We start from the raw sequence: 12,288 nt of genomic DNA, 5'->3' as shown, positions 1-12,288 counted from the left end.
AGTATCGGCAGGACCTCGCGTCCGGGTGAAGGCGTTTGCCGTGGCGGGCAAAGGCACTGGCTACCGGGCGTCCGCCCGGAGGAGGGAATCGCCCAGCGGGGTGGTGGTGTGCAGCACGGACGGCCCGCGACGCCGGGTGGTGATCAGCCCCGCGTCGCGCAGCAGCGCCGTGTGCCTGCTGACCGACGAAGCGGGCAGGCCGAGCCGCTGGGCCAGTTCCCCCGTGGTGGCGCTGCCCGCCGCCGCGGCCAGCACCGCCGCCCGGTTGGCGCCCAGCAGCGCGGCCAGCGCGCGGGCGGGGCGGGCGCGCGGTCCCGGCGGCGGGATGGGCGAGTAGTCGTGGTGGACCGGGTAGACCAGGGTGGGCGGCAGCGCGGGATCGGCCAGCGCCACCGGCGCGTGCCTGCAGAAGTACGACGGCACCAGGCGCAGTCCCCGCCCGCCGAGGAACAGGTCCCGATCCGCCCGGTAGCGCACCTCCAGCACCGGCGGGCGCCACACCATCAGCGGGGACATGCTGCCGAGCAGCCCTTCGACGCCCCGGTCGAGCTGGACGCGGGCGCGGTGGGCGCGGTCCGCCTCGATCGCGGCCAGCATGGCGTCGGTGTGCGGCTCCACCACGGCCCCGTAGTAGGAGCGCAACGAGGCGGACACGTCCGCCAGCACCGCTTCGTCGCCCTGCCGCAGGCGTTGGGCCCAGGAGGGCAGCCGGTGGTGCCGCGAGAGCTCGCCGATCTCCTGGCCCAACCGCCGCGGCGAGGTGGCGCGGATCGCCTCGACACCCGCCCGGATGCCCTGCCCGCCCTCCGGCGGGGTGAGGAAGTCCGGGAAGTACGGTCCCAGCGGGGTCAGCGCGGTCAGTACCTGCCTGCCGGGCCGCACCAGCTCCGGGGCCGCGCTGGTGCGGAGGCGGCGCAGCCAGGGCGCGTACACGGCCGACTTGTCCCGCTCGACCAGGCGCAGCCTGCTGAAGACGACCTCCCACAGCGGGTCGACGCCGCCCGCCACCGTGGTGCGCAGCAAGTCCTCCGGGGTGAAGTGGACGCGCAGCACAGTCCCGGTCCCTCCCCTCGACCGAACACCGCCCGGAGTCTGCCGGGCCCGGCGTTGCACCGGGGTGAGGTCTGCCGTGCCGCCGCGAACCCCGGCCGCGAACCCCGGCCGCGAACCCGAGCGGCGGGTTCAGCGGTCCCGGAGGTTCGACTCGCGGTTCTCCCGCGCCGAGGACAGGCCCAGCCCGCGGGCCAGCAACGTCGCCGTGTGCACCGGTTCGGCGCCGGACCCGTGCCGGACCTGGGTCCGGCAGCTGAACCCGTCGGCCACCACCGCCGTGCCCGCCGCCGCCGCGCGCACGGCGGGCAGCAGGGTCTGCTCGGCCACCGCCATCGACACCTCGTGGTGGCCGCGCTCGAACCCGAAGTTGCCCGCCAGGCCGCAGCACCCCGACAGCACCGACGCCCTCACCCCGGCCTTGGCCAGCAGCTCGCGGTCCGCGTCCAAGCCGATCTCGGCGTACTGGTGGCAGTGCGGCTGCACCACCGCGTCCCCGCCCGCGGCCCCCGGCAGCGATTCCACCAGCGGCGACAGGTGCTCGGCGAAGGTGCGCACCGACCCGGCCAACCGCGCCACGTCCGGGTCGTCCCCGGCCACCTCCAGCGCGTCGGACCTCAGGAACGCCGTGCAGCTGGGTTCCAGCCCCACCACCGGAACCCCCTCGCGGGTCCACGGCCGCAGCAGCCGGGCCGTGCGGCGCAGCACCCGGCGCGCGGCGCCCAGCTGGCCGGTGGAGAACCACGTCAGTCCACAGCAGACCGAAGCGCGCGGCACCTCCACGGCCTGCCCGGCGAACGCCAGCACCGCCGCCGCGTCGTGCCCGATACCCGGCTCGAAGTGGTTGGTGAACGTGTCCGGGAACAGCAGCACCCGCTCACCGCCGCCACCCCCGGCGAAGGACGCCTGGAACGTCCGGGCGGCGGGCAGCGGCAGCGGTCGGCGCGGGTCCACCCCGGCGAACCGGGCCAGCCCGCCCGAGAGCCGGTTGACCAGGCCCAGCCGCAGCCACAGCGGCAGCCAGCCCATCGAGTAGTGCGCCGCGGGCCGCGGCCGCCGCTTGTAGTGGTGGTGCAGGAACTCCGCCTTGTAGGCGGCCATGTCCACGTCCACCGGGCAGTCCCGCTTGCACCCCTTGCAGCCGAGGCACAGGTCCAGCGCGTCGCGCACCTCGGTCGACCGCCAGCCGCCGCGCACCACGTCCCCGGCCAGCATCTCGAACAGCAGCCGCGCCCGCCCCCTGGTGGAGTGCTCCTCCTCCCGCGTCACCCGGTAGCTGGGGCACATCACCCCGCCCGAGGTGTTGAGGCACTTGCCCACGCCGACGCACCGCCGGGTGGCCGCGGCCAGGTCGCCGCCGTCGGCGCGCAGCGCCAGCGCGGCCCGCGTGGGGATCACCGGCGGCGCGACCAGCACCCGCAGGTCCGCGTCCAGCGGCAGCGGGTCCACGATCCGGCCGGGGTTCATCAGGTTCCGGGGGTCGAAGGCGGCCTTGAACCGCCCGAACGCCTCGATGGCCGCGGGCGGGTACATGCGGGGCAGCAGCTCCGAGCGCGCCTGCCCGTCGCCGTGCTCGCCCGACAGCGACCCGCCGTGCGCGACCACCAGGTCCGCCGCGTCCCGCAGGAACGCGCGGTAGCCCTTGGCCAGGTCGAAGTCGATCCGCACGTGCAGGCAGCCCTCGCCGTAGTGGCCGTAGGTCACGCCGCGCCGCCCGTGCCCGGCCAGCAGCGCGTCGAACTCGCGCAGGTAGGCGCCCAGCCGATCGGGCGGCACCGCGGCGTCCTCCCAGCCCGACCACGCCTCGCCGCCGTCGGCCATCCGGGTCGCCAGCCCAGCCCCGTCCTCCCGCACCCGCCACAGCGCCCGCTGCCGCGCCGGATCGGTCACCACCACCGAGTGCGGGGCCAGCGCGGCGGCCCGGTGCGCCACCGACTCCTCGCGGGTCTCCACGAACAGCCAGCTCGTCCCGCGCGGCAGCAGCGGCCGGGCGTTGCCCGCGGCGGCCACCAGCGCCTCGTCCAGGCCCTCCACCGCCAGCACGTCCAGCTCCAGCAGCTCGGCGGCCCGGTCCGCGGCGTCGTAGCGGCCGTCGAAGCCCAGCACGGCCAGCACCCGCCGCCGCGGCGCCTCCACCAGCCGCACGGTCGCGCCCAGCACCGTCACGCAGGTGCCCTCGGTGCCCACCAGCGCCCGCGTCAGGTCCGGCAGCGCGTCCAGCCGGTAGCCGGAGACCCGGCGGTCCAGGCGGGGGAACCACGCCGGGTCTGCGGCGGGCAGGTCCAGCGGTGGGGGAGTGCGCGTGTCGAACCGCCGCCCGTCGGGCAGCAGCACGTCGAGCGCGTGCACGTTGTCGCTGGTCTTCCCCCACGCCACGGAGTGCGAGCCGCACGCGTCGTTGCCGATCATCCCGCCCAGCGTGCAGCGCGAGTGGGTGGACGGGTCCGGGCCGAACAGCAGCCCGTGCGGGCGCGCCGCGTCGTTGAGCCGGTCCAGCACCACCCCCGGCTGCACGACCGCCAGCCGCGCGTCCGGGTCGACCGACACGACCCGGTGCAGGTGCCGCGAGGAGTCGATCACCACCCCGGAGCCCGCGGCGTTGCCCGCGACGCTGGTGCCCGCGCCGCGGTGGGTCACCGGCACGCCGTGCTCCACCGCCACGCCCACGGCGGCGACCAGCGCGTCCACCGACCGCGGCCGCACCACGGCCAGCGGCACGTGCCGGTAGTTCGACGCGTCGGTGGCGTAGAGAGCGCGGGCGGTGGCGTCGTCGAACACGTCACCGTCGACCTCGGCGCGGAGCCTGTCCACGAATCCCCTCACCGGTCCAGTGTGATCCGTGCACCGCCGATGCGGGCGTACCAGGGGGTAGCCGATAGCCTCGCGGCCATCAACCAGCGCAGATGGGAGCACGGCGTGGCGAGGTCCGTACTGGTGACCGGCGGCAACCGCGGGATCGGTCTGGCGATCGCGCAGGCGTTCGCGGCGCAGGGCGACAAGGTCGCGGTGACCCACCGCGGTTCGGGCGCCCCCGATGGCCTGCTCGGCGTGAAGTGCGATGTGACCAGCGCGGCCGAGGTCGACGCGGCGTTCGCGGAGGTGGAGGCGGCGCACGGGCCGGTCGAGGTGCTCGTGGCCAACGCAGGCATCACCGACGACACCCTGCTGCTGAGGATGACCGAGGAGCAGTTCACCCGCGTGCTCGACGCCAACCTCACCGGCTCGTTCCGGGTGGCGCAGCGCGCGTCCAGGGGGATGCTGCGCAAGCGCTACGGCCGGATCGTGTTCATCTCCTCGGTGGTCGGCCTGACGGGCAGCGCGGGCCAGGTCAACTACGCGGCCAGCAAGGCGGGCCTGGTGGGCGTGGCCCGCTCGATCGCCCGCGAGCTGGGCTCGCGCAACATCACCGCGAACGTGGTGGCGCCGGGGTTCATCACCACCGACATGACCGACGCGCTGCCCGAGGAGCGCCGCAAGGAGATCCTCGCCCAGGTGCCCGCGGGCCGCTACGGCACCACCGAGGAGATCGCCGCCGCGGTCACCTTCCTGGCCTCCGACGCCGCCGCCTACATCACCGGAGCGGTGATCCCGGTCGACGGCGGCCTCGGCATGGGCCACTGAACCACCCGCTCAACCACGCACAACGGAGGAACGCACGTGACGGGACTGCTCGAAGGCAAGCGACTGCTGGTCACCGGGGTGATCACCGACGCCTCGATCGCCTTCCACGTGGCCAGGGTCGCCCAGGAGCAGGGCGCCCAGGTCGTGCTCACCGGCTTCGGCCGGATGAGCCTGGTGGAGCGGATCGCCAAGCGCCTGCCCGAGGCCGCGCCGGTCATCGAGCTGGACGTGCAGAACCAGGAGCACCTGGAGACCCTCGCCGACCGGGTGCGCGAGCACGTCGACGGCCTGGACGGCGTGGTGCACGCCATCGGCTACGCGCCGCCGTCGTGCCTGGGCGCGCCGTTCATGGACGCGCCGTGGGAGGACGTGGCCACGGCGATGCACGTCTCGGCCTACTCGTACAAGGCGCTGGTGAAGGCCGCGCTGCCGCTGCTGGGCCGCGGCGCTTCGGTGGTGGGCCTGGACTTCGACGCCCGCCAGGTGTGGCCCGCCTACAACTGGATGGGCGCGGCCAAGGCGGCGTTCGAGTCGATCAACCGCTACCTGGCCCGCGACCTGGGGCCGCAGGGCATCCGGGTGAACCTGGTCTCGGCGGGCCCGGTGCGCACCATGGCCGCCAAGTCGATCCCCGGCTTCGTCGAGCTGGAGGCGATGTGGGGCGAGAAGGCCCCGCTGGGGTGGGACGTCAACGACCCGACCCCGGTGGCGCGGTCGGTGTGCGGCCTGCTGTCGGACTGGTTCCCGGCCACCACGGGCTCCATGGTCTTCGTGGACGGCGGCGTCCACTTCCTGGGTCTGTGACGACGGGTGTCGAGGGGGCCGAACCCGGTCCCCTCGACACGGACACCGCGAACGCCGCGCGCACCCGCTACCGTGACGGGGTGGCCGAGGTGGGGTGGTGGCCACGGCTCGTCCGGGCCGTGGTGAGGCCGCTGGTCTTCGTCGTGGCGCGCGGAGCGCCGCCGGACCCCCTCGTCGGCCCGGCGGGCCTCCGCGGTCTCCGCTGGGTGGTCGCGGCGCCGACCGCGGTGGCAGCCGTGGTCCTGGCGAACGCGCCGTTCCGGGTGTTCCGGGTGAGCCAGCTCGAACCGCGCATCGTGCTCTCCAGCCTGCTCGCGGGTCTGCCCGTGGTGCTGGCGGTCCGCTACCCGCTGGTGGCATGGCGGCTGATCGCGCTGCAGGTGCTCCTCGCGCCGTTCACCTACCCGGCCAACGCCGACCTGGAGCGGTGGTGGGGCTGGCCGTGGGTGATGGGGCTGACCATCAGCACCGGCTTCGTCCTCTTCGCCCTGGCCGAGAGCTACGACGGGCCGGTGGTCGTCGCGGCGTGGGCGCTGACGACCGCGGCGGCGTGGCCGCACCTGCCGGACTGGCGCGAGCACGTCCTGGCGGCACTGCTGGGCGCGGGCGTGATGGTGCTGGGCAACACGCTGCGGTCGCGACGGCGAGCGGACCTGCGGCGGGTCGCGGAGCAGAGCAGGGCCGCGGCGCTGGAGGAGCGCACCCGCATCGCCCGCGAGCTGCACGACGTGGTCAGCCACCACATGTCGGTGCTCGTGCTGCGGGCGGACGCGGCGCCCTACCGCCTGCCCGGCCTGGCACCCGAGGTGCGCGCCGAGTTCCAACTGCTGCAGGACATCGCCAGGGACGGGCTCACCGAGATGCGGCGGATGCTGGGCGCGCTCCGCTCCGACGGCGAGGCGGAGACCGCCCCGCAGCCGGGGGTGGGCGAGATCGAGGAGCTGGTGCGGCGGTTCGGCGCGGCGGGCACGGCGATCGAGCTGGACATCCGGTGCGGTCCGGACCCGCTGCCCGTGGGCATCGGTCCGTCCGCTTACCGGATCGTGCGGGAGGCGCTGAGCAACAGCGCCCGGCACGCACCCGGCGCCGCGGTCGCGGTCGGGTTGGCGGTGGACGCGGGCAGGCTCCGGATCACCGTGTCGAACACGGCGGCGGCGCGGCCCGCCCTGGACGCCGGCGGAGACCGGCCGCGCCAGGGGCTGGCGGGCATGGCCGAGCGGGTGCGGGTGCTCGGCGGCGAGTTCCGCGCGGCCCCCACGCCGGACGGCGGGTTCGCGGTGATCGCCGAGTTGCCGTTGGGCGGGAGGGCGGACGGGTGAGCACGCGGGTCCTGATCGTCGACGACCAGGCGATGGTGCGGGAGAGCTTCCACGTCGCGTTGAGCGCCCAACCGGACCTGGAGGTCGTCGGCGAGGCGGGCACCGGGGTCCAGGCGCTGTCCCTGGCGGCCGGTCTGGCGCCGGACGTGGTGCTGATGGACATCAGGATGCCCGTCATGGACGGGCTGGAAGCCACCCGGCGCATTCTCGGCAGCAGCGGCGAGGCCCCCCGCGTGCTGGTGCTGACGACGTTCGACCTCGACGAGTACGTCTACAGCGCGCTGCGCGCGGGTGCGAGCGGCTTCATGCTCAAGGACGCGCCGCTGGCCGACCTGGTGAACGCGGTGCGCGTGGTGGCGGCGGGGCACACGCTGTTCGCGCCGTCGGTCACGCGCAGGCTGGTCGCGGCGTTCGCCGCGCGGTCCCCGGACCCGCCCGCCGCCGCGAGCCTGAGCGGTCTGACGCCGCGCGAGCGGGAGGTGCTGCGGCTGATCGCCCGCGGCCTGTCCAACACCGAGATCGCCGGTGCGCTGACCATCGCGGAGCAGACGGCCAAGAGCCACGTGAGCCGGGTGCTGACCAAGCTGGGACTGCGGGACCGGGCACAGGCCGTGGTGCTGGCCTACGAGTCGGGGTTGGTGGCGCCGGGGGAGTAGTACCGGGGTAGCGGTCGCGCCCACCCCGTACCGGCGGGCGGGACGGGAACACCACCGGAGCGGGACGTTCCCGCGCCGCCCGGTCCTTAGCGTCGACCGGGTGTCGAGTTCGGTGTGGACGGGCCGTTTTCCCTGTGCCGCGGAGGTGTTCGCGTGCGTCGTGGCGGTGGCCGCCGTGGTCTGCTGGGTAGCGGGTCGACCACTGGGTGTCGACAGCGCGGTGTACCGCTCCGGCGCGCTGGCGGTGCTGCGCGGTGAATCCCTGTACGGGCACTTGGCCGCGACCCCCGACTGGTCGCCGGACCTGCCGTTCGCCTACCCGCCGTTCGCGGCGCTGCTGTTCTGGCCCCTGGCGGCGCTGCCGACGCAGCTCGTGTGGGGGGTGTTCGGGGTGCTCACCGCGGTCGCGCTGGGCGTGGTCGCCCGGCTCACCGGGCCGCGGTCGGGGATGTGGTGGCTGGTCCCCCTGCTGGTGGCGCTGGAGCCGGTCTGGCGGACGGTCGGTCTGGGCCAGGTCAACGCCCTGCTCATGGCGCTGGTCGTGGTGGACGTCCTGGCGCTGCGGGGGTCCCGCTGGTCCGGGCTGCTGATCGGGGTGGCCGCGGCGGTCAAGCTGACCCCGTTGGTGTTCGTCCCGCACCTGCTGGTCACCGGACGGCGGTCGGACGCGCTGCGCGCGGTGGGCGCGTTCGCGGCGGCCTGCCTCGCGGGGTTCGTCCTGCTGCCGGACGATTCCCGGCGGTACTGGGGTTCGGCGTTGCTCGGGGCGAACGAAGCGCTGTCCAACGCGTGGTGGGGCAACCAGTCGCTGCACGGCCTGGTGCACCGACTGGCGGGTGGGCGGGTCGTGCTGGTCCTGGCGGTCGCGGTGTGCGTGGTGGCGGCCGGGTTCCTGGTCCGCGCACTGCACGAGCGGGCCGACCACGCCGCGGCGTTGCTGGTGACGGCGTTCTGCGGGCTGCTGGTGAGTCCGATCTCCTGGACCCACCACTGGGTGTGGGTGGTGCCGGTGTGCTGTCTGGCGGCGCGCCGGGGCGCGTGGCGGGTGCTGTTCGCGACCGCGGCGCTGTTCAGCGTCTGCGCGCTGGTTCCCGTACCCCGCGGCGACAACCGTGAACTGGACTGGACACCGCTGGAAGCGCTGGTGGGCAACGCCTACGTGCTCGGCGCGCTCGCGACGGGCCTGGTGCTGGTCACCGCTGTGCTGGGCGGAGCGGTCCGGCGCACGCCGACGTCCCGAAACCACGAGACCCGTTCCCGCGTCCAAGCAGCGTGCGAACCTCGTCAACAGGGCGATCGGGTGCGACCCCCGGTGTGAAGACCCTCCTCATCGTGCTCCTCACCCTGGTCGCGGGCTGCTCCACCACGGTGGTCGGGGCGGGCTCGGGCACCGGAGCGGCGACCACCACGGCAAGCACCACCGCGACCGCGACCACCGCCGAGACGGAGCGGACCACGACGTCCGAGTCCCCCGAGCCGACCCCGGTGGAGCTGCCGACCATCGACGAGAGCGCCCCGGCGCGGTACTGCGACCGGCCGTTCGCGGGCGCGCTCGGCAAGCCGATGCTGGCCGTCGTGGTCGAGACCCCGTCCGGCCGCCTGGACTGCGACGAGGCGGCGGCCGTCCTGGTCGACTACTACGCCCAGCGCCGCGACCCGGTCCCCGGACTGCCGCCGCTGGCGATCGGGCCGATGACCTGCAACCAGGTCCCCGAGCCCGCGTTGCCGCAGGTGGTGTGCTCGGACGGGGACGACGTGATCTACGCCATGTGGCCGCAGACCTAGGCTGGTCGCGCTGCGGAGTCGGCGAGGTGCGGCGGGTCACGCGACCCGGTTGTGCGTCACAACCACGGCGGGGCGAGGATGGCGGGGTGAGTTACGACGCGCTGCTCTGGTTGTCCTTCGGCGGCCCGGAAGGACCTGAAGACGTCCGCCCGTTCCTGGAGAACGTGACACGGGGCCGGGGAGTCCCACCCGAACGCCTGGACGAGGTGGAGCAGCACTACCAGCACTTCGGCGGGGTCTCGCCGATCAACCGGCTCAACCGCGACGCCATCGCCGCGGTCGAGCCGCTGGTGGACCTGCCGATCTACTTCGGCAACCGCAACTGGCACCCGATGGTCGAGGACACCCTCGCCGAGATGGCGCGGGCCGGGGTCAAGCGCGCCCTGGTGTTCCCGACCAGCGCCTACGGCGGTTACTCGGCCTGCCGCCAGTACGACGAGGACATCCTGCGCGCTCGCGCCGCGGTCGGCGAGAACGCCCCCGAACTGGTGAAGCTGCGGCAGTTCTTCGACCACCCGCTGTTCGTCGAGTCCTTCGCCGACGCGGTCCGCGAGGCCGCCAAGGACCTCGGCGAGCACCGCCTGGTCTTCACCGCCCACTCGGTGCCGCTGTCCGCCGACCAGGCCGCGGGCCCGCCGGAGGACGGCGGTCGCCTCTACTCCCGCCAGGTCGCGGAGGCCGCCCGGCTGGTGGCCCGCGAGCTGGGCGTCGCCGAGTACGACGTGGTGTGGCAGTCCCGCTCCGGCCCGCCGCAGATCCCGTGGCTGGAGCCGGACGTCGTCGACCACATCGAGGCGCTGCACGAGCGGGGCGTGCCCGCGGTGGTGGTCTGCCCGATCGGCTTCGTCAGCGACCACCTGGAAGTGGTGTGGGACCTCGACACCGAGGCCCGCGACAAGGCCGCCGAGCTGGGCATGGGCTTCGGCCGCGCGGCCACCCCGAACAACGACCCGCGCTTCGCGCGCCTGGTCGCCGAGCTGGTCGCCGAGCACACCGACGGCGTGCCCGCCCGCAGGCTGTCCGAGTTCCCGGCCTACGGGTGCACCACCAACGGGGCGTTCTGCGCGACGCTGTGCTGCGAGCCCGCCAGGCGGCGCGGGTGAGCGTGGACTTCAGCTGGTCGCCGCGGCCCGCCGACTGGCGGGCCGCGCTGCGCACGGCGGTGCCGCTCTACCGCTGGGCGCCGTGGTTCGCCCTGGCCCTGGGGGCGGTCGGCGTCGTGGTCCTGGCGCTGGGCATGGTCGCGGCGGGGCTGTTCGGCCTCGCGCTGGCTGTGATCATCGTCGCACTGGTGCCCGTCGGCACGGCGGTGAACTTCCACAACCACCCGCTGGCCGCGAAGGCGGTCACCGGCACGGCGGACCAGCACTCGCTGCGGATGGCGGTGGGCAACACCGCGCGCAGCGAGCTGGCTTGGTCTGAGCTGCCCGGATGGTCCGAGACCGGGCGCACGTTCGTGCTGCGCACCGCGTCCTCGGCGATGTACGCGGTGCCGCACCGGGCGTTCGCGGACCCGGCCGCGGTCGAGCGGTTCCGCGCCCTGCTGGAGCAACACGTCGGCCCGGCTAGCTGATCGGGGGACCGGGCGCGCGTACCCTCGGTCAGCGTGTCCTGTGCGAGTGCGACGCTGGTCGTCTGGACGTCCGGGTGGCTGCATGGAGCGGCCGCGGCCGACGACGTCCTGGACGCCCTGGGCGCGTGGGCCGAGCTGCACGAGGTGGTCGCCGACGACGACGGCACCGCCACCGCGCTCGACCTGCCCGGCCCCGACGAGCCCCCGGTGGGCCCGGCCCTGCTGCTGGCCGCCCTGCGCCGCGCGCAGGCAGGCGGCGCCCGCCTCGTCCTGCCGGTGGCGGGCGACGTGCGCGGCCTGGGCGGCCGAGGCCCGCTGAGCGCCAGCGCTCTGCGCGCGGGCCAGGCCGTCGTCCTGCCGGAGGTGGGCGTGGGCCTGGTGCCCCGCCTGGTGGCCGACGGCGTGCTGCGCTGGACGGTGTTCGACCTGCCGTCGGCCGCGCCGGGCGAGCACATCCCGATCGGCGAGGCCGAGCACGGCCTGGCTTCGGCGATGCGCGAGGCGGCCACCGCGCTGGTGACCCTGGACGTGGCGCGGCACCGGCCCAACGTGCGCGCCGAGATCGCCGAGCGGGCCGCGGAGCACACCAAGCTGGCCTGGCCCGACGGGATGCCCCCGAGGGCGCTGCGGGTGCTGCAGCGCGCCGCGGAGGTCGCCGCGATCCTGGAGGTGGCCGCTTCGGACGCGCCCGGCGGGGCGGTGTCGGCCTCGGCGACCCGAGCGCGTGACGAGGCGCTGAAGCCGTTGTCCCAGGCCGTTCGCCGCGCCCGGCTGTCCGCCGTGGACGAGGCCGTGCGGGTGCTCTCGGACCAGGGCGCCGGGCGGCACTGAAGCCTGGGGCACCGGCCGGATTCCAGAATTCGCGCAGGTTCTTCCCAGAGCGGCCGAGCACCGTCGTGGGCGTGACGGAGCGGACCGCGTGGAGCGCACTGGGACCAGCGCTTCCGCCGCGAGCCCGTCCGTCGACACCTCGCGCCCGCATGGGGGTCATGTGGACGCGCGACTCACCCATCGACTCGGAGGAGTGTTGCTCATGCGGAAGAACGCTGTGGCCGGATTGAGCGGTGTGGCGCTGTCGGTGCTGCTCGCCGCCTCGGTACCGTCCGTCGCCCTGGCCGGTCCGACCTCGGGGCAGGAGGCGGACGCGTCGGCCGCCTGCCGTTCGCACAACCACTCGGCCAAGGACTCGTTCAACGACGGCTACCCCTCCAAGTCCAGCGTGCCGGTCCGCTCGGAGGGGCCGTACAAGGACTGCTCGATCGACGGCTACATCGACAGCAGCACGCGGCTGCACTACCACTGCTACACGGTCAACGACGCGGGCAACACCTGGACGTGGGTGCGCGTGGTGGGCCAGGACATCGCCGGTTGGGTGTGGGACGAGAACCTTGAGGGCTACGGCTCCGCCGTGCGCTGCTGACGAGGGCGGGCGGTGCCCCGGCGCACCGGCGGCTGGGGCACCGCGCCCGTCACGGTCCGG

The 12,288-nt window shown here is 74.7% G+C and carries 12 protein-coding genes; 10 read left to right on the top strand and 2 right to left on the bottom strand.

Annotated elements, in window-relative coordinates; genetic code table 11:
* Positions 1 to 60: 60 nt before the first annotated feature.
* The gene (locus JOF41_RS15930; RefSeq protein ID WP_209619893.1) at positions 61 to 1,053 is read right to left on the bottom strand and encodes an ArsR/SmtB family transcription factor; all 993 of its coding nucleotides are present in this window, start codon (positions 1,051 to 1,053) and stop codon (positions 61 to 63) included.
* A 129-nt stretch (positions 1,054 to 1,182) separates the two neighbouring features.
* A complete protein-coding gene (locus JOF41_RS15925) occupies positions 1,183 to 3,873 on the bottom strand; it encodes an FAD-binding and (Fe-S)-binding domain-containing protein (protein ID WP_209619891.1) in 2,691 nt (896 codons plus the stop codon).
* A gap of 93 nt (positions 3,874 to 3,966) precedes the next feature.
* On the opposite strand from JOF41_RS15925, the gene fabG reads away from it, so the two are divergent.
* From fabG to JOF41_RS15875, 10 genes are all read left to right on the top strand, one after another.
* On the top strand, positions 3,967 to 4,671 hold the full coding sequence (gene fabG, locus JOF41_RS15920; protein ID WP_189227663.1) for a 3-oxoacyl-[acyl-carrier-protein] reductase: 705 nt from the start codon (positions 3,967 to 3,969) through the stop codon (positions 4,669 to 4,671).
* A 36-nt stretch (positions 4,672 to 4,707) separates the two neighbouring features.
* Positions 4,708 to 5,475 carry an enoyl-ACP reductase FabI gene (gene fabI / locus JOF41_RS15915; protein WP_189227662.1) on the top strand — a complete coding sequence of 256 codons (768 nt, stop codon included), beginning with the start codon at positions 4,708 to 4,710 and terminating at the stop codon, positions 5,473 to 5,475.
* An 80-nt stretch (positions 5,476 to 5,555) separates the two neighbouring features.
* Positions 5,556 to 6,794 carry a sensor histidine kinase gene (locus JOF41_RS38285; protein WP_209619889.1) on the top strand — a complete coding sequence of 413 codons (1,239 nt, stop codon included), beginning with the start codon at positions 5,556 to 5,558 and terminating at the stop codon, positions 6,792 to 6,794.
* On the top strand, positions 6,791 to 7,450 hold the full coding sequence (locus JOF41_RS15905) for a response regulator (protein ID WP_189227660.1): 660 nt from the start codon (positions 6,791 to 6,793) through the stop codon (positions 7,448 to 7,450). Before JOF41_RS38285 ends, JOF41_RS15905 begins: the two co-directional genes overlap by 4 nt.
* A gap of 100 nt (positions 7,451 to 7,550) precedes the next feature.
* A complete protein-coding gene (locus JOF41_RS15900; RefSeq protein ID WP_209619885.1) occupies positions 7,551 to 8,768 on the top strand; it encodes a glycosyltransferase 87 family protein in 1,218 nt (405 codons plus the stop codon).
* The gene (locus JOF41_RS15895; protein ID WP_209619881.1) at positions 8,765 to 9,235 is read left to right on the top strand and encodes a hypothetical protein; all 471 of its coding nucleotides are present in this window, start codon (positions 8,765 to 8,767) and stop codon (positions 9,233 to 9,235) included. The genes JOF41_RS15900 and JOF41_RS15895 overlap by 4 nt, the downstream gene beginning before the upstream one ends.
* An 86-nt stretch (positions 9,236 to 9,321) precedes the next feature.
* Positions 9,322 to 10,338: a ferrochelatase gene (locus JOF41_RS15890; RefSeq protein ID WP_209619878.1), complete on the top strand. Its 1,017-nt coding sequence runs from the start codon at positions 9,322 to 9,324 to the stop codon at positions 10,336 to 10,338.
* A complete protein-coding gene (locus JOF41_RS38280) occupies positions 10,335 to 10,808 on the top strand; it encodes a YcxB family protein (protein ID WP_189227656.1) in 474 nt (157 codons plus the stop codon). The genes JOF41_RS15890 and JOF41_RS38280 overlap by 4 nt, the downstream gene beginning before the upstream one ends.
* 33 nt (positions 10,809 to 10,841) lie before the next feature.
* Positions 10,842 to 11,639, top strand: coding sequence for an Rv1486c family protein (locus JOF41_RS15880; RefSeq protein ID WP_189227655.1), 798 nt, complete (start codon positions 10,842 to 10,844; stop codon positions 11,637 to 11,639).
* A gap of 202 nt (positions 11,640 to 11,841) precedes the next feature.
* The gene (locus JOF41_RS15875) at positions 11,842 to 12,228 is read left to right on the top strand and encodes an SH3 domain-containing protein (RefSeq protein WP_189227654.1); all 387 of its coding nucleotides are present in this window, start codon (positions 11,842 to 11,844) and stop codon (positions 12,226 to 12,228) included.
* The last annotated feature ends 60 nt before the right edge of the window (positions 12,229 to 12,288 follow it).

The organism is Saccharothrix coeruleofusca, from assembly GCF_017876325.1.
GTDB classification, from domain to species: Bacteria; Actinomycetota; Actinomycetes; order Mycobacteriales; family Pseudonocardiaceae; genus Actinosynnema; species Actinosynnema coeruleofuscum.
This window is presented reverse-complemented; position numbering and strand designations above follow the sequence as displayed.

Coding starts and splice junctions, on each gene's coding strand:
- JOF41_RS15875 (WP_189227654.1), top strand. CDS start 11,842: ATGCGGAAGAACGCTGTGGCCGGATTGAGCGGTGTGGCGCTGTCGGTG.